This window comes from Enterobacter vonholyi (assembly GCF_040834095.1).
Taxonomy (GTDB): domain Bacteria; phylum Pseudomonadota; class Gammaproteobacteria; order Enterobacterales; family Enterobacteriaceae; genus Enterobacter; species Enterobacter vonholyi.
Genome location: NZ_CP162152.1, coordinates 902,217 through 919,919, shown reverse-complemented (window position 1 = coordinate 919,919; position 17,703 = coordinate 902,217). Strand labels below are relative to the sequence as shown.

The 17,703-nt window shown below is 50.1% G+C and carries 13 protein-coding genes, 1 tRNA gene and 1 pseudogene; 4 read left to right on the top strand and 11 right to left on the bottom strand.

Annotated features, from left to right (window positions below; translation table 11 throughout):
• Window positions 1-656: 656 nt before the first annotated feature.
• Both AB3N39_RS04290 and AB3N39_RS04285 read left to right on the top strand, forming a co-directional pair.
• Complete coding sequence (locus AB3N39_RS04290) at window positions 657-3,086, top strand: autotransporter outer membrane beta-barrel domain-containing protein (protein ID WP_133293837.1); 2,430 nt, start codon at window positions 657-659, stop codon at window positions 3,084-3,086.
• Window positions 3,087-4,058: 972 nt separating this feature from the next.
• Entirely contained in the window at window positions 4,059-5,075 is a 1,017-nt protein-coding gene (locus tag AB3N39_RS04285) for a fimbrial protein (protein WP_367897091.1), read from the top strand.
• A 503-nt stretch (window positions 5,076-5,578) separates the two neighbouring features.
• On the opposite strand, the pseudogene AB3N39_RS04280 reads toward AB3N39_RS04285, so the two are convergent.
• From AB3N39_RS04280 to proB, 4 genes and pseudogenes are all read right to left on the bottom strand, one after another.
• Window positions 5,579-6,220 (bottom strand): annotated as a pseudogene (locus tag AB3N39_RS04280) (tyrosine-type recombinase/integrase); the annotation flags it as partial.
• Between the two features lie 167 nt (window positions 6,221-6,387).
• Window positions 6,388-6,463: transfer RNA gene (locus AB3N39_RS04275), tRNA-Thr, on the bottom strand.
• Between the two features lie 111 nt (window positions 6,464-6,574).
• Window positions 6,575-7,828, bottom strand: coding sequence for a glutamate-5-semialdehyde dehydrogenase (gene proA / locus AB3N39_RS04270; RefSeq protein ID WP_127729690.1), 1,254 nt, complete (start codon window positions 7,826-7,828; stop codon window positions 6,575-6,577).
• 11 nt (window positions 7,829-7,839) lie between these two features.
• Window positions 7,840-8,943: a glutamate 5-kinase gene (gene proB, locus AB3N39_RS04265; RefSeq protein ID WP_021242883.1), complete on the bottom strand. Its 1,104-nt coding sequence runs from the start codon at window positions 8,941-8,943 to the stop codon at window positions 7,840-7,842.
• Window positions 8,944-9,247: 304 nt separating this feature from the next.
• On the opposite strand from proB, the gene phoE reads away from it, so the two are divergent.
• The gene (gene phoE / locus AB3N39_RS04260; protein WP_111965853.1) at window positions 9,248-10,300 is read left to right on the top strand and encodes a phosphoporin PhoE; all 1,053 of its coding nucleotides are present in this window, start codon (window positions 9,248-9,250) and stop codon (window positions 10,298-10,300) included.
• A 136-nt stretch (window positions 10,301-10,436) separates the two neighbouring features.
• On the opposite strand, the gene crl is transcribed toward phoE, so the two are convergent.
• The 3 genes from crl to gpt all read right to left on the bottom strand — a co-directional run bounded on the left by crl (window position 10,437) and on the right by gpt (window position 12,703).
• A complete protein-coding gene (crl, locus tag AB3N39_RS04255; RefSeq protein WP_008500249.1) occupies window positions 10,437-10,838 on the bottom strand; it encodes a sigma factor-binding protein Crl in 402 nt (133 codons plus the stop codon).
• A 57-nt stretch (window positions 10,839-10,895) separates the two neighbouring features.
• Window positions 10,896-12,140, bottom strand: coding sequence for an esterase FrsA (gene frsA, locus AB3N39_RS04250; RefSeq protein ID WP_133293834.1), 1,245 nt, complete (start codon window positions 12,138-12,140; stop codon window positions 10,896-10,898).
• A gap of 104 nt (window positions 12,141-12,244) precedes the next feature.
• Window positions 12,245-12,703 (bottom strand): xanthine phosphoribosyltransferase, encoded by a 459-nt coding sequence (gpt, locus tag AB3N39_RS04245; RefSeq protein WP_010427903.1) that lies wholly within the window; start codon window positions 12,701-12,703, stop codon window positions 12,245-12,247.
• A 260-nt stretch (window positions 12,704-12,963) separates the two neighbouring features.
• On the opposite strand from gpt, the gene pepD reads away from it, so the two are divergent.
• Window positions 12,964-14,421 (top strand): cytosol nonspecific dipeptidase, encoded by a 1,458-nt coding sequence (pepD, locus tag AB3N39_RS04240; protein WP_136195229.1) that lies wholly within the window; start codon window positions 12,964-12,966, stop codon window positions 14,419-14,421.
• A 77-nt stretch (window positions 14,422-14,498) separates the two neighbouring features.
• On the opposite strand, the gene dinB is transcribed toward pepD, so the two are convergent.
• The 4 genes from dinB to nqrE form a co-directional block, all read right to left on the bottom strand.
• A complete protein-coding gene (gene dinB, locus AB3N39_RS04235; RefSeq protein WP_111965857.1) occupies window positions 14,499-15,557 on the bottom strand; it encodes a DNA polymerase IV in 1,059 nt (352 codons plus the stop codon).
• Between the two features lie 107 nt (window positions 15,558-15,664).
• On the bottom strand, window positions 15,665-15,868 hold the full coding sequence (gene nqrM / locus AB3N39_RS04230; RefSeq protein ID WP_136195227.1) for a (Na+)-NQR maturation NqrM: 204 nt from the start codon (window positions 15,866-15,868) through the stop codon (window positions 15,665-15,667).
• Window positions 15,868-17,091 (bottom strand): NADH:ubiquinone reductase (Na(+)-transporting) subunit F, encoded by a 1,224-nt coding sequence (nqrF, locus tag AB3N39_RS04225; protein ID WP_133293832.1) that lies wholly within the window; start codon window positions 17,089-17,091, stop codon window positions 15,868-15,870. Before nqrF ends, nqrM begins: the two co-directional genes overlap by 1 nt.
• Before the next feature lie 10 nt (window positions 17,092-17,101).
• Window positions 17,102-17,698 carry an NADH:ubiquinone reductase (Na(+)-transporting) subunit E gene (gene nqrE / locus AB3N39_RS04220; protein WP_023334613.1) on the bottom strand — a complete coding sequence of 199 codons (597 nt, stop codon included), beginning with the start codon at window positions 17,696-17,698 and terminating at the stop codon, window positions 17,102-17,104.
• Between the last annotated feature and the right edge of the window lie 5 nt (window positions 17,699-17,703).

The window sequence follows — 17,703 nt, the reverse complement described above, 5'->3', positions numbered from 1 at the left end:
GGAGAAGTTGGCTGAATCCCGTCTTCAAAAATAATGCATTCTTCTGACTGAAGGGATTAGTAGTAACGACACAAAGCAATCGAACAGGGATGTTTTCCTGATGAATGTTGAAGCCAGACCGGCAGTTGAAAGATTTTGGGTGGTGGATGCTGGCCGTTAACGAAATCCCGACGATGCTCTTCCGCTGGATTTTATGCTTACAGTAAAATGATTATCGGGACCTCAGTCCGATCACTGATACCATCGCCTTCGTATCACAGTTACCTGATGAGATGAATGTCGCGCTGGCAGCCCTCAACCGCGATATATTCATCTCTTGATTACCTCAGGATTTCTGAAGACGTTTCCCTTATGTATATACTCGCATAATCTCCCATCAATAGTGTCCTTCGAAACCCCGCAAAGAATGTAACGAATGCGTTACCAATATTTCATTAATTTCAAGCAGTTGTTTAGAAATTTTTATGGATGAGATGATTGCATTGTAACTTTTCTACAATCCTTTTTAGGATTGGATTTTTTTTGCTTTTTTTTTCGCAATAAATAAGAATTATTTAGATACATTCAATTGTTATGTATCGACATGGAAAAGAGAATTAAACCCATCTCGCAACGAAAGTGGGTTTATATTTTTACATATTTACTGGAAGTTTATAATGCGTTATTCAAAAGATTATCCACTTATCAAAAAAATCATTAACCTAAAGCCCTTGAATTATTATTTATTACTACTTGGCTTTATTTCAACAAATATCATGGCGTCACCAATAACAATTGACGACACTGAAAGCGTGAATGCAGGAAATACTATATCAACGAATGGCGATGATATTACAATTACAGAGACAGGAGTTCTTATCCTTCCCGATATAAAAGACGATTGCGTTTATGAAGTTGATGCAACACAAATGAACTTTCTGAATAATGGTAAAGTTGAAAGCGATGCAAATACCGGACGTTATTTCGTTCATTATAGGGTGGGCGGGGATTTTAATTTCGTCAATAATGGGCCAATAGACTTAAATGGCAGTAATCAGGAAATTATATTTGCTACAGATTCGGTAAGCAAAGATTTAAGCATTAATATTGATAACAAAAATTACATTAAAGCAAATGGCCCATATCTGTTCAATCTACAAACCTCCAACACTACCGCTCTCAATATTAACTTGAACAATAGCGAACAGGCAAAGATTGATGCGGGAATGGGGGGCGTGTTTTACACCACCAATGATGCTTCGGTGGTAAATATTAACAATGCTGGTGAAATCACCGCAAAAACAACAGCTATTGAGTCATATGGCCAAAATATAATTCATAACTCTGGTAAAATTTCCGGCGAAACAGATGCAATTATTATGGGCGATAATGATGATCAGCTTCAGCTTGAAACGACATCTGTTATCGTCGGAGATGTTAAAGCTGGCGGGGGTGATGACACTTTGACATTACTCGGAGAGACCGGAACTGGCGTTCTTGATACCAAGTATCAATATTCTGATTTCGAATATCTCGATAAAAAACAAAGTAACACCTGGCTTATTAAAGGAGATGAAATCACTTTAACTAAAGGAACGTCCGTTAAAGCGGGAGCGTTGCTTATTGCTGATAGTGACAGTAAATTGAATAGTAATGTTTCCGTTGATTCAGGCGCAACGTTCGGAGGATATGGCTCACTCAATGGTGACCTAATGAACAATGGTACGTTGGCGATTGCTTCAGCCGCACCGGGGATGTCCGATGGAGAAATGTCCTCGTTTACAATAGACGGCGACTATACCGGTAACAACGGTCAGTTAATAATGAATATGGCGTTAAATGGTGATACTGATTCACCTGGTAGCAGGCTAATAATTACTGGTGATACTGCTGGTACCACTAATGTCACGATCAACAATGTTGGCGGTTTAGGCGCAAAAACGATCGAGGGTATTGAGGTTATTGAGGTAGGAGGAAATTCTGACGGTGTATTCACTCAGAATGGTCGTATTGTTGCTGGAGCTTATGATTATACGCTGGTGAAAGGCAATTCAGCTTCTGACAAGAACTGGTATCTGACATCAGATTTAGCTTTAGTTCCAGATCCTGAGCCAACACCTGAGCCAACACCTGAACCAAAAGCTGCTCCTGTTCGTCCGGAAGCGGGTTCGTATTTAGGTAATCAGTCCGCTGCTAAGGCAATGTTTATAAGCACCATGCATGATCGTATCGGTGAACAACACCTGACACAGAGTTTGCCTACGGATGATGTGATGCCATCGACATGGATACGCACCTCTGGTTCTCGTACAGAAGGAAGAAGTGCGGGTAGCATCGATCAGCAGACTTATACCTCGATGTTCCAACTGGGCAACGATCTGACAAGTTGGACGTCTAATGGGCATGATCGTATGCATGTAGGTTTTATGTTTGGCTCTGGATATGCAAAAACTGATTCTTATTCAGCAACGTCTAAATCTGGTGCTCGTCATTCTACTGGCAAAGTACATGGCTACAATACGGGGCTATATGGTACCTGGTATGCGGATGCAAAAAGCATGGCAGGCCTTTATGTCGATTCATCGCTCCAATACTCCTGGTTTAATAACGAAACTAAAGGGGAACAACTGAACACCGAAAAATATGACAGTGACGTCCTTCAGGCATCTCTGGAGACAGGGTATGTTTATAAAGCTATAGAAAACGGAGATAAATCGCTGTACCTTGAACCTCAGGCGCAGATGATTTATTCCAGAATGAATAATGATGATTTTGCTGAAACGAATGGCACCAGAATTCACGGTGCAGATGCCGATGGTTTTACCACTCGCTTGGGAGCTCGTATATTTGGTCGCGTGATAAAAAATCGGTCTATAATAGAACCGTTTATTGAAGCAAACTGGTGGCACGAAACTGCGGCGAACTCTATTCAGATGAATGAGCAAAAAGTGTATGACGATATCCCCTCCAGCCGTTATGAAATCAAAGGTGGTTTTGAAGGGGGAATTACCAACAATCTGCATTCATGGGTCAATGCAGGTTTCCAGACAGGTAAAAATGATTATAGTCAGATTACCGGGATGGCAGGTTTGAAATATATTTGGTAAAAGTCTAAACATTAGCACCTGAAATGTAGCATTATTTTTGCTTCATGAAAGGTCGCAATATAAAATTGCGACCTTTCTTATTGCTGACAGAACCAGGTGGTAGGCAGTTTTTTGCTCTCATAAATTCTTTTAAAATAAATAACTGGCTGCTATATTCAAAGAACATTTCGCTGTGCAGTATCATTTAGAAATCATTAGCCTTGTTGAGTTCGTTCCTAAAAAAATTACGAGGCATAAAGCGCCCACGGCCGTCCGGACAGAAACCTATGCATAAGATTACGCAATCAGGGGGAATACTTGAGACGGCAGAATACCCAGTAATAGCGTCTTTGCGGGCATACTCAAAAGATATTTGATGCCGTTAAAACGACGTTACAATACGGCAACGAAGGAGGCTGTACGCTTCATTTCGGGAGTAGTGTCCCCCTGATAGTTACCGGCTGAAGCAGAAAAATTATGAGCGCCAGTAGCAATCCGCCTCCAAAACTTACCTTTCAACAGGATAGGAACGGCAAGGCGTGCGGGTCTTTGACATAAGCTAACATGAACAGTATGTTAATCGACCACTACGACTGGTGATGCATGAAGACCAGACTAAATAACCCTGCGTGTTGATCACCCAGATCAACTGACGGTTTGCTCTCATCAGCAGACGTTCTGGCGAACGTTGTGCGTTCACGCCTATATAAGCGTGAACAGGGGGAAGAACATCCGGCCAAACGCATAAATCATCGACCGGGCTGGCGTCCGAAACACCACGAACTTGATAAATATCCAGTGTCGCTGGATTGGTTTTGGCAGTCCATCCACAGGTTATGAAGTGCTTATTTATTTGTTTAAATATCATTATATACAATTTTTGGCCATGAAAGGCGAAAGATTATGAGTCCCGAATAGGATAAGAAGGTGATAGTGATAAATAACTTTTAATTATAAAATATTAGTAATAGGAATAGCATTAGGTTACTTGACATGATGAGAATACTATATTTTTTAACAGTCCCTTTTTTGGGAGTATTTTCAGTGAAATGCTTAGCTGGCGACAATAGTTGCACATCTATTAATGGAACAAAGCAATTTACATTCAATATGGGTAATAAGATAATCTCTAACCCGGAAGAAGATGCATCTGGTACAGCTTACCCAAACGTCTATGACTGGACAGGATCAGGAAGTTTCACTGCTAAATGTAGTTGTAGCAATTACTACACTCCTTATTATAAAGGTACTTCAACTCTGCCACTTGGGCATAATGATGGCAACCAATATTATAAACTCAATGAAAACATGGAGGTTTTGACTAAAATCTATCTCATTACGACAAGCGGAAGCCTATATTTTCCCGTGCCATTCCTTAATTTAAAAAGCACTAATAATTCTGCAACATGCTCTGATCAAAATTTCACATCAGCGTCTAAGGGGAGCATATCTATATATATATCGAAGCCAATCATTGGCACAGTGAGTTTTAACTCTGTAAAAATTGCATCGCTATATATAGCATCTGCCATCGATTCTTATGGAAACACTCCAGTTGCAGATATTGTCATGTCAGGAACAATTACAGCCCCACAAAATTGCACGATTAATTCCGGACAAGCAATAAACGTTGACCTCGGTTCAATAGAAGCAAAAAAATTTACCCATATCGGCATGGTTTCGGATGATTATACTCAGAAAAAATTTAGCATTGGTATTAAATGCAACGATATTGCGGCTCAGGCTCAGCTGTCATTAAAAATAAACACAACGCCATCCCCAAATTATAACGCAGCAATATCCACTAATAATGAAGATATTGGAGTAATTATTGGTGACAGTGATGGAACTGCTATAGATATCAACACAAATGGAGCACTTAATTTTCATTTAGACAACGATTATTCATCAGCAATTTCATTGACAGCGTGGCCTACGTCTACCACAGGGAAAATGCCCGTAGCTGGTAAATTTCAAGCGGCAGCTACACTAGATGTGACATTTAAGTGATAAAATGACAATGAGAGTGCCCCCCTACTGTTTTGGCGAATCAGGTGCCAGCTCGCTAAGAGCGTGCGTGAAATAGAGGCAGAGGTATTGGAATATTCAGATCTATTTCGATAGCTAAGGCCCCCCGAGGCTAAACTAAACAATCGCATTAATGGTCCACAAGCATCTGCGAGAGATCAGCATAGGTTATGAACCTCAGGCGTAAGCCGTTGCGACGTATACGCGCAGGTAAATGCTGCTTTCTTTTGTACTTGCTGAGGACAATATATCCGGTAAACGCATTTATGTTCCCGGTGTTACCCTGCCTGTGCAGTAACTGGAACAGCTTTTTAATACCGTATCATTTAGATGCATGGAAACGCTTGCGATGGAATGACCTTGATAAACAAATTGTTTGACCGCTTCGACTTTAAATTTTACGGGAGCATGTTTGCCGCTTCGTGGGCGTCTCTCGTTTAAGTCATCTCAATAGATATGAGGTATCTGATAACTCATGGTGATTCAAAAGCTGGAAGCTGTGAAGTGTTCAGAAAAGGATAGTGGTTGGACTCATGCCCTTGTATTGCACTGGTGAGAACCAGAGCGGGATTGTATTCAACTCGACCTGTGACGATTGCATAGCGAAAGACCTCGCTAAAGCGCTGCCTGAATTTTTTAGCCTTGTCATTCTCTCCCCTGTTTCCATGCAGCGAAGTACATTAGCAGTTCGAATGGCTTAATATCTACAATAGGCTTTTTGCCGATGTAAGGGAAAACGTCTTTATTGAACGATTTCATATTGTCCGATGCATATCCCTCACACCATTTGTAAAGCTTAATGGCGTGCCATTTACAAGCCATTTCCAGAAAGGTGTTTCGGACACTAGCTTCTCGGGCTAGTTTCTCTTCTTTCGTCGCTACATTCGTACCAATACCACCAGCAATGCTCCCTTTATTTTCTTCACGTTTACTACGAATTTTAGCCAAAGCCACGTCGGGATTAACTCCAGGAGCAAGCAACTTCTCCTTACCGGCAACACGATATTTAAGTCGCCAATAGTGTTTTCAATTAGGGTTAACCAAAAGTAAAGTCCTCCATCATCACAGTGTTTGTAAGGTTTATCTTTTGGCTTTGCGGTGTCAACCTGGCGGGAGCCAAGTTTCACAGATGGGTATGTCCATAAGACCGAACAGCATATCCCACCCGAATGTACCCCCATAAGCATGTAGATTTTGAGGTATGTCAGTAGACAGTCAGAATACACTCGAGAGCTGGAAGATACAGATTATAAGGGGCTCAGTAAGCTTGACTAGACTTCGAGAGATGCTTGAGTGGTGCCGATAATAGGAGTCGAACCTACGACCTTCGCATTACGAATGCGCTGCTCTACCAACTGAGCTATATCGGCCCTGAGAGGCCGGTTACGAGTGTAACCACGGGGCAAAAGGTTAGATCTAACCGGGTGATGCGTCAATGCCCTTTTGAATCAAACGGCTACTTTTGCATCACCCGTGATTATTTACGCACGAATCGTATCGTCACCGAAGCCAATCCACTTGTAGGTGGTCAGTGCTTCCAGTCCCATCGGACCGCGCGCGTGCAGTTTCTGCGTGCTGACCGCCACCTCGGCACCGAGGCCGAACTGGCCGCCGTCGGTGAAGCGGGTGGAGGCATTCACATACACCGCAGAGGAATCCACTTCGTTCACGAAGCGATCGGCATTGCGCAAGGTGCGCGTCAGGATGGCGTCAGAATGCTGTGTGCCATGCTCACGGATGTGCGCAATCGCGTCGTCGAGATCGCTCACGATTTTCACGTTCAGATCCAGTGACAGGAACTCGTCGTCGTACTGCTCCGCGTTGACGGGAACCACGTTAGCCGGGCCATCCTGCAGCAGCGCGAGCGCACTGGCGTCAGCATGCAGCGTCACGCCGCTCTCGGCCATCTGTTTACTCAGGGCCGGCAGGAAGGCGTTTGCAATGTCCTGATGCACCAGCAGCGTTTCCACGGTGTTACAGGTGCTTGGACGCTGGGTCTTCGCGTTAACGATAATCTTCAGCGCCGGTGCAATCTCAGCGCTGTCGTCTACCACGATGTGACATACGCCGATACCGCCGGTGATCACCGGAATCGTCGACTGCTCGCGGCATAGCTTGTGCAGGCCCGCGCCGCCGCGTGGGATCAGCATGTCGATGTATTTGTCCATGCGCAGCATTTCGTTGACCAGCGCGCGGTCCGGGCTCTCAATTGCCTGCACGGCACCCGCCGGCAAGCCACACTCTTCCAGCGCCTGCTGAATGACTTTCACCGTCGCGGCGTTGGTGCGCCAGGTCTCTTTCCCACCGCGCAGAATGGCGGCGTTGCCGGTTTTCAGGCACAGGGAGGCGACATCCACCGTCACGTTTGGTCGGGCTTCATAAATAACGCCGATAACGCCGAGCGGCACGCGACGGCGCTCCAGGCGTAAACCGCTGTCCAGCAGCCCACCGTCAATCACCTGCCCTACCGGGTCGGCCAGATTGCATACCTGACGAACATCGTCGGCGATGCCTTTCAGGCGGGCCGGGGTCAACGCCAGACGGTCGAGCATCGCTTCGCTCAGACCGTTGCGGCGCGCTTCCAGTAAATCCTGCTCGTTGGCGAGCAAAATCTCCTGAGACTGTGATTCGAGATAATCAGCGATTTTTTCCAGCACGCGGTTTTTCTCGCGGCTGGAAAGGAGCGCCAGTTTATAAGAGGCGGCCTTCGCGGCGGCGCCCATTTGTTCCAGCATGTTCTGGCTCCTTAACGAATAATCATGTCATCGCGATGCACGGCAACCGGGCCATATTCATAGCCCAGAATGGCGTCGATCTGCTGCGAATGGTGACCCGCGATGCGGCGCAGGGCATCGCTGTTATAGCGGCTTACGCCGTGGGCGATGTCGCGGCCTTCGAGGTTACGAATACGGATCACTTCACCACGGGAGAAGTTGCCTGTCACGCTTTTAATTCCTTTAGGAAGTAATGAACTTCCTCGTTCCAGAATCGCGGCGGTTGCCCCTTCATCGACGACGAGTTCACCCGCAGGCGGCGCGCCAAATATCCAGCGCTTACGGTTTTCCAGCGGGGATTCCTGAGCGTGGAAGCGGGTGCCGACGGAGATGCCTTCCATCACGTCGCCAATCACGCCAGGGCGGCTGCCGGCGGCAATGATGGTGTCGATACCGGCGCGGCACGCTACGTCAGCGGCCTGCAGCTTGGTCCCCATACCGCCCGTTCCGAGGCCGGATACGCTGTCACCGGCGATGGCGCGCAGCGCATCATCGATGCCGTGAACGTCGGTAATCAGCTCGGCTTCCGGGTTAGCGCGCGGATCGGCGGTGAACAGCCCCTGCTGATCGGTCAGCAACAGTAATTTATCGGCTCCGGCCAGAATGGCCGCCAGCGCAGAGAGGTTATCGTTATCACCCACTTTGATTTCAGCGGTAGCAACGGCATCGTTTTCGTTAATGACCGGAACAATATTGTTGTCCAGCAGCGCGCGCAGGGTATCGCGGGCGTTCAGGAAGCGCTCTCTGTCTTCCATATCCGCACGCGTCAGGAGCATCTGCCCGACGTGAATGCCATAGATAGAGAACAGCTGTTCCCAGAGTTGAATGAGTCGGCTTTGTCCCACGGCGGCCAGCAGCTGTTTGGAGGCGATCGTCGCGGGGAGTTCGGGGTAACCCAGGTGTTCACGCCCGGCGGCAATCGCCCCGGAGGTCACAATCACAATACGATGCCCTGCGGCATGTAACTGAGCGCACTGACGTACAAGCTCAACAATGTGGGCGCGATTTAGGCGGCGCGATCCGCCTGTTAAAACACTGGTACCGAGTTTTACCACCAGCGTCTGGCTGTCACTCATGATTCTCTGCCGTTCAACGATAAGGGAAAGTAATGTCAAACGAACGTTTTAACAGGAGTCAGCCCCGTTGCCAACTGCCTTAGCACATCGCGAAACACTTTGTTGCGCGGGATCAGGAAGCGTAGCGGGAGAATTTGACAGTTTTATTACCGAAATAATAAATCACAGTTTTTTAAAATTATTCTTAGTTTGTCATAAAAGTTTCATTCCAGAACGATAAAACCCTTCCTGTTTTTTCACGGGACTTAAGCATGAGCTTATCGTCCAGCGAATTTTTTAGCGCGTTTATAAGACAGGATCGAAAATGAAAAAGAGCACTCTGGCATTAATGGTTATGGGCGTAGTGGCTTCTGCATCCGTTCACGCAGCTGAAGTTTATAATAAAAATGGTAATAAGCTGGACGTGTACGGCAAAGTGAAAGCCATGCACTACATCAGCGATGATGCTACCAAAGATGGCGATCAGACTTACGTTCGTTTCGGTTTTAAAGGCGAAACGCAGATTAACGATCAGCTGACGGGCTATGGCCGTTGGGAATCTGAATTCGCAGGTAACAAAGCCGAGAGCGACTCTACTCAGAAGACGCGTCTGGCGTTCGCGGGCCTGAAGCTGAAAAACTTTGGTTCACTGGATTACGGTCGTAACCTGGGTGCCCTGTATGACGTCGAAGCATGGACCGATATGTTCCCTGAGTTCGGCGGCGACTCTTCCGCGCAGACCGATAACTTCATGACCAAGCGTGCGACCGGTCTTGCCACCTACCGTAACACCGACTTCTTCGGTGCGGTTGACGGCCTGGACATGACCCTGCAGTACCAGGGCAAAAACGAAAACCGCGACGCCAAGAAACAGAACGGTGACGGTTTTGGTACCTCTCTGACATATGACTTCGGCGGCAGCGATTTCGCCGTCAGCGGCGCCTACACCAACTCTGACCGTACCAACGCTCAGAACCTGCTGGCGCGTGGCCAGGGCCAGAAAGCAGAAGCCTGGGCAACAGGTCTGAAATATGATGCGAACGATATTTATCTGGCTGCAATGTATTCAGAAACCCGCAATATGACGCCAATTTCCGGTGGGTTTGCAAATAAAGCGCAGAACTTTGAAGTGGTCGCACAATATCAGTTCGACTTCGGTCTGCGCCCGTCCCTGGGATATGTCCAGTCTAAAGGCAAAGATATCGAAGGTATTGGCGACGAAGATCTGGTGAAATATATTGACGTTGGCGCGACCTATTACTTCAACAAAAATATGTCCGCCTTTGTTGATTATAAAATCAACCAGATTGACGACAAAAATAAACTGGGCGTGAGCAGCGATGACATCGTTGCACTGGGTATGACCTACCAGTTCTAAGATTATCCGAATAAGAAAATCCCGGCAGTTAAGCCGGGATTTTTTTTGCCCGGTGGCGCTGCGCTTACCGGGCCTACGGGATAGTGCATTTTGTAGGCCGGGTAAGGCGAAGCCGCCACCCGGCGCTGTGACGCTATCAGGCAGTCAGCTTCACCGCTTCGCTGGAAAAGTCATCTGCGGGTTCGAACTTGAGATCCAGAGTCGCCAGCAGTGCGCTCGCTTTGTCGTGAAACTCTTTCAGGGTGTATTCCAGGCGGTCAATGACTTCCTGATCTTTAATGGTGGTCGCCTGCCAGTTGCCGTCTTTATTAAACAGGCCAAACTGGTAGCTATACGTAAAGCGTTTTTCCTCTGCTTCCATTTCCATCCACCAGCCCCAGAATTCACGTTTTTCGGGTGCAGGCTTCACGTTGACGCATACAGCCAGGCAGTCGAAAAAAAAGCGATTCTCTTCACACTGCTCTTCTCGAATATACGGGCCAAGAGCCATGAACTTCTTAATCAATCTACTTTTCGGGTGTCCACTCGGTAACGTCATTGCGATCTCCTTTTGTGAAGCCACTGTTTTACCAAACCAGCGAAATTTAGCAATCTATTAACACAATCTCTGAGCTATCCAGCGCGTAATCTCTTTCAGTGCTTTGTCGAAATTCTGATAGACCGGGCTGAACGGCACCTCAAGCAATTTGCCATCCGCAGATGACGAAGTGATTAAGCGCGACTCTTCTTCCGGGCTAAACGGATCGTTTTTCCAGAACCCAGAGAGCATCGGCGTTGGGCAGCGACGTCCCAGCAAGCCTTGCGTTTTTAACGAGTAGCGATTGAGCTCAACGCGCAGCGCTTCGTCTGATGCATCATGCATGCCAAGACGGCTGGCCAGCACATCAAGGTACATTTCAGGTACGTTGCCCTGACGGGCAGGATCGCTGAGCAGGGCGTGTACGACCGGGCCGAGGCAGGCGACGGCTTTAAGGCGAGAAGATTCAAGGTAAGCCAGACGCACCGCGACGTTCGCGCCGAAACGGAAGCCGAATGCCGCCACGCTGGTGTGGTCAACCCAAGGAATGTTTTCCAGTGCTTTTAGCGCATGCTGGTGCAGCAGGCTGGAGTCCTGAGTCAGTTTCCATTTGGATGAGAAACCAATTGAAGGCATATCAAGCGTCAGCATCGCGATCCCTTTTGGTGCGAAGTAGCGCTCATACAGGCTGTAATAGTCGATTTGCAGCGAATCCAGCCCGCCGCACATGAGGACGGTCGGGAACGGGCCTTCACCTTCAGGCATATGCAGGAACCCGGTGATGGATGACCCACCCGGAATGGTAAACTCGAGTTCGCGCATCTGGCCCGGCAGGCGTTGAGCCGCCTCTTCGTAAGCGCGATTCGCCAGCGCCTGTGCCTGCTCAGCCAGCTCATCACCTTTCAGATGTGGATACGCGGCGATGGCGTAGAGATTGGCCGCATGCAGCCAGTGCTTGCCGCTGCGCGTGGCATCCTCTTCCTGGCTGGCTTTTTGCTGCCAGACCATCGCCTGTTTAGACCACTCGTAGATCCAGTTTCCGCCACGGTAGCCCACCACGGTATCATAGAGTTCGCTGTCGGTACGCTCGGCTTCACTCATCACGATACGTGCCTGCACATCGAGGATTTCACGGGGGTCGATACCGCGCCAGATCCACATCAGGCGATTAATCATGCGATACCAGTGAGGCACGTTTTTACCGTCTAACGCGGACTGGACGGCAGGCTGGGTACCCGGATTAAAGCGACGCACCAGCGTCGACGTTTCAGGGTGTTTGAAACGGGGTTTGAAGAGTGTCTCGGTGAGATTCGCCTGCGTCATTGCGTTGCCTCCATGAATACGTCATATGAAGACTATTGTAACGCGTGGCAGGCCAAAAAGAACAACGCCCGACATAGCCGGGCGTGTAAAGTTACGTACTGGTATTAACGGCCTGAAATAGGCGGTACAAAGACCACGCCCATATCCCATGGCTGTTCAATCCAGGTATCCTGCGGGATATCAATCACGTAATCGTCAACCAGCGGGCGGCCAGCCGGTTTAGCGAAGATAGTGACGAAGTGCGCTTTAGGATACATTTCGCGGATAGCGACCGCAGTACCGCCGGTATCCACCAGGTCATCAATAACGATGAAGCCTTCACCGTCACCTTCCGCACGTTTCAGCACGGTCAGCTCGCGCTGGTTGTCATGGTCATAGCTGGAGATGCAAACGGTATCGACATGACGAATACCCAGCTCACGTGCCAGCAGCGCCCCCGGTACCAGACCGCCACGGCTGACGGCAATAATGCCTTTCCACTGTTCGGAAGGCATCAGACGCGCAGCCAGTTTGCGTGCGTGAATCTGCAACATGTCCCAGGTGACGACGTATTTTTCGCTCATGTGAAGTGTCCCAGCCTGTTTTTATACGGCTTAAAAAGTGTTCGAGGGGGAAATAGGTTGCGCGAGATTATAGAGATCTGACGCACTAAAAACCAGTGTTTAGCGCCCTCTGCCTGAGTTTTTACATGCTTTATGCTACCAGCCAGCAGAGAAAGTGGTATTCTCAGTTTCATCTCGCAAGCCTGACTTGTGGTAACTATTAACCTGCTAACCCTGTGACCTGCAACCCTGTTTGCAGCGCCTCGACAAGGAGACTTATCGTGTCTGAACTGTCTCAACTATCTCCGCAGCCGCTGTGGGATATTTTTGCCAAAATCTGCTCCATTCCACACCCTTCCTACCATGAAGAACAGCTTGCCGAACATATTATGGGCTGGGCGAAGGAAAAAGGTCTGCATGCTGAACGCGACCAGGTTGGCAATATTCTGATCCGCAAACCTGCAACCGCAGGCATGGAAAACCGCAAACCGGTTGTGCTGCAGGCGCACCTGGACATGGTGCCACAGAAGAACAACGACACCGTTCATGACTTCACCAAAGACCCGATTCAACCGTACATCGACGGCGACTGGGTGAAAGCACGCGGTACCACGCTGGGCGCGGATAACGGCATCGGTATGGCGTCTGCGCTGGCGGTGCTGGCTGACGACCGCGTTGAGCACGGTCCACTGGAAGTGCTGTTAACCATGACCGAAGAAGCGGGCATGGACGGCGCTTTCGGTCTGCAGGCGAACTGGCTGCAGGCGGATATCCTGATCAACACCGACTCAGAAGAAGAAGGCGAGATCTACATGGGATGCGCGGGCGGGATTGATTTTATCTCTACCCTGCCGCTGTCTCGCGAAGCGATACCTGCGGGCTTCCAGACCTTCAAGCTGACGCTGAAAGGTCTGAAAGGCGGCCACTCCGGCGGCGATATTCACCTGGGTCTGGGCAACGCCAACAAGCTGCTGGCACGCTTCCTGGCAGGCCATGCGGCCGAGCTGGATCTGCGTCTGGTGGATTTCAACGGCGGTACCCTGCGTAACGCGATCCCACGCGAAGCGTTCGCCACCGTAGCGGTTCCAGCTGCAAAAGCGGACGAGCTGAAAAAACTCTCCACCGTGTACCTGGATATCCTGAAAAACGAACTGTCGGCGAAAGAGAAGAACCTGACCGTAGTGCTGGAATCTGTTTCTACAGATAAAGCCGCGCTGACCGTGCAGTCTCGTGACACCTTTGTTCAGCTGCTGAACGCGACGCCAAACGGCGTGATCCGCAACTCTGACGTGGCGAAAGGCGTGGTGGAAACCTCACTGAACGTGGGCGTGGTGACCATGAGCGACGACAGCGCGGAAATCATCTGCCTGATCCGCTCCCTTATCGACAGCGGTAAAGAGTACGTGGTGAGCATGCTGGAATCTCTGGGCACGCTGGCGGGAGCAAAAACCTCTGCAAAAGGCAGCTACCCGGGCTGGCAGCCGGATGCAAGCTCTCCGGTGATGGCGCTGGTGCGTGAAACTTACCAGCGTCTGTTCAACAGCACGCCAAACATTCAGGTGATCCACGCGGGTCTGGAATGTGGTCTGTTCAAGAAACCGTATCCGGATATGGATATGGTGTCCATCGGGCCAACCATTACCGGTCCACACTCGCCGGATGAGCAGGTTCATATCGAAAGCGTCGGTCACTACTGGACGCTGCTGACTGAACTGCTGAAAGCGATCCCTGCGAAATAACATCTTCATCCCAGCCCTCTTCCTGTGGAAGAGGGTGAAAAATCCAGGCCCGGTAAGCGTAGCGCCACCGGGCTTTTTTACAATCCCAGAACCAGCTGTCGCTCTAGCTGCGGATCCAGCAGCGTGACGTGCAATCCCACCAGCCTTACCCCTCGCCCGCCCCGGCGCTCTTCCCATGCCTTTTTTGCCGTCGCGATAAGATCGTCTTTATTCAGTCGCGGCCAGACGTGTTCCTGCGTGGTCTGCTGGAAGTCGTTGAATTTTAATTTGATACCCTGACGGGCAATCAGCAGGTCCGGCTTCACCTTGATTAAACGCCGTTCCAGCTCCGGATAAAGCTGTTCCGTGATGATCATTTCGCATTCAGACCAGTCATGTATATCTTCAATGAGGGTGCGCTCAACGCCGACGGATTTACGGAGCCGCTCGCTGTTCACATCGCGATCGTCAATTCCCTGGCTGCGTTCCCACAGCACGCGGCCAAACTTCCCGAAACGCTTGAGCAGCATGGCGAGATCGCTTTGCTGCACGTCCTCACAGGTCCGTAGCCCCATGCTTTCCAGCTTTGCGGCAGAAACTTTTCCTACCCCGGGAATTTTGCCGAGCGGCAGCGTTTTTAAAAATGCAGGCACCTCTTCCGGCGTGATGACGTACTGACCGTTGGGCTTATTTAAATCGGAGGCGATTTTGGCAAGGAATTTAACGGGCGCGACGCCCGCCGACGCCGTCAGATTCAGCTCGTTGAAAATCGTCTGGCGGATCTCCTTCGCCATCAGCGTGGCGGAGCCGTGGCAGTGAACGCTGTCGGTCACGTCCAGATAGGCTTCGTCGAGCGACAGCGGCTCTATGAGAGAGGTATAGCGGGAGAAGATTTCCCGGATGTGAAGGGAAGCCTCTTTATAGGCTTCAAACCGGCCGGGCAGAAGCGTGAGATGAGGACAAAGCTTTAAGGCCATCGCCGTCGGCATGGCGCTGCGCACGCCAAATTTGCGCGCAGGATAGTTGGCGGTGCTGATGACGCCACGCTGAACGCGGCTGCCGCCAATGGCGATGGGAATATCCCGCAGCGCCGGGTTGTCTCGCATCTCCACTGCGGCAAAAAAGCAGTCCATATCAACATGGATTATTTTGCGCATAGTATGCCCTCACTTATTACTGGATAAGTATACAGTAAACAAATGAGGGTTGAGAAGCGTGCGTGGAAATTGTCGGGTGACGGCTTCGCCTTACCCGACCTTCAAGATTAAATGATGCGCTGCTGCTCGCGCGCCATCCTTTTCTTTCGAGCATCGCACGGTTCCGGGCAGTCGCAGACCTTCTCCATACCAATGGAGGAAATACCGCCGCAGCTGCCCTGAATGCTTTTCCGCTTAACGATCCAGCCTAACGACATGCCGAAGATGACAAGCACAAAAATCACAAAGGTTGCCAGAAACGTCAGCATCATCAGCCTCCAAAGTCGTCGAGCAAGATGCTCTCATCTTCGACACCGAGATCTTTCAGCATCTTAATCACGGCGGCGTTCATCATCGGCGGGCCACACATATAGAACTCGCAGTCCTCGGGTGCCGGGTGCTGTTTGAGGTAGTTTTCATACAGCACGTTGTGGATGAACCCCGTATAGCCCGTCCAGTTATCTTCCGGCTGCGGATCGGAAAGCGCAACGTGGAAGGTAAAGTTCGGGTTTTCACGCGCCAGCTGTTCAAACTCGTCGTCGTAGAACATCTCGCGCAGCGAGCGCGCCCCGTACCAGAAGCTGATTTTACGCTTGCTGCCGAGCCGCTTGAGCTGGTCAAAAATGTGCGAGCGCATCGGGGCCATACCGGCACCGCCGCCGATAAAGACCATTTCCGCGTCGGTATCTTTCGCGAAGAACTCCCCGAACGGACCGGAGATCGTCACCTTATCTCCCGGCTTCAGGGACCAGATGTATGACGACATCACGCCCGGCGGTGCATCCGGCACATTCGGTGGCGGCGTTGCGATACGCACGTTGAGCATGATGATGCCTTTCTCTTCCGGGTAGTTAGCCATCGAGTAGGCGCGCAGCGTCGGCTCTTTTACCTCCGATACAAAGCGGAAGAGATTGAATTTGTCCCAGTCGGCGCGGTACTCATCCGGCACGTCGAAGTCCGCATACGCCACGGTATGTTCAGGACACTCAATCTGAATGTATCCTCCGGCGCGGAACGGAACATCTTCCCCTTCCGGTACCCGCAGCTTCAGCTCTTTAATAAAGGTGGCTTTGTTATCATTAGAGATAACCTCGCACTCCCATTTTTTGACGCCGAAGATCTCTTCCGGCAGCTCAATCTTCATGTTCTGGCGCACCGCGACCTGGCAGGCCAGACGGCAGCCCTCTTTCGCTTCAAGCTTTGTGATATGCGCCAGCTCGGTTGGCAGAATATCGCCACCGCCCTCTTTTACCGTCACGCGGCACTGCCCGCAGGAGCCGCCACCGCCGCAGGCTGACGAGACAAAGATCCCATTGCCCGAGAGCGTATTGAGCAGTTTGTCACCCGCTGGCGTGCGGATCTGATTCTGCGGCTCGTCGTTAATATCAATCACCACGTCACCGGAATTCACCAGCTTCGCGCGCGCCGCCAGAATTAACCCTGACAGCACCAGTACGATCAGCGTGAACATCACCACGCCAAGGATAATTTCCATCTGTTAGCCCTTATAGCTGCACACCGGAGAAGGACATAAAGCCCAGCGCCATCAGCCCGGTGGTGATAAAGGTGATCCCTAAGCCACGCAGACCCGCAGGCACGTTGGCATATTTCATTTTCTCGCGGATCCCCGCCATGGTGACAATCGCCAGCATCCAGCCGATGCCGGAACCAAAACCGTACACCACGGATTCACTGAAGTTGTAATCACGCTGAACCATAAACGAGACGCCACCAAAGATGGCGCAGTTCACCGCGATCAGCGGGAGGAAGATCCCCAGCGCGTTGTACAGCGACGGGAAGTACTTATCGAGGATCATCTCGAGGATTTGCACCAGCGCCGCGATCACCCCGATAAAGGTGATGAAATTCAGGAAGCTGAGATCAACCCCCTCCACCAGTGCGCCGTCACGCAGCACAAAGTTGTAGACCAGATTGTTAATCGGAACCGAAAGCCCCAACACAACGGTGACCGCCACGCCCAGCCCAAATGCCGTGGATACCTTTTTAGACACGGCAAGGAACGTACACATGCCCAGGAAAAACGCGAGCGCCATGTTTTCAACAAACACCGCCCGCACAAACAAACTCAGGTAATGAGCCATCGTCG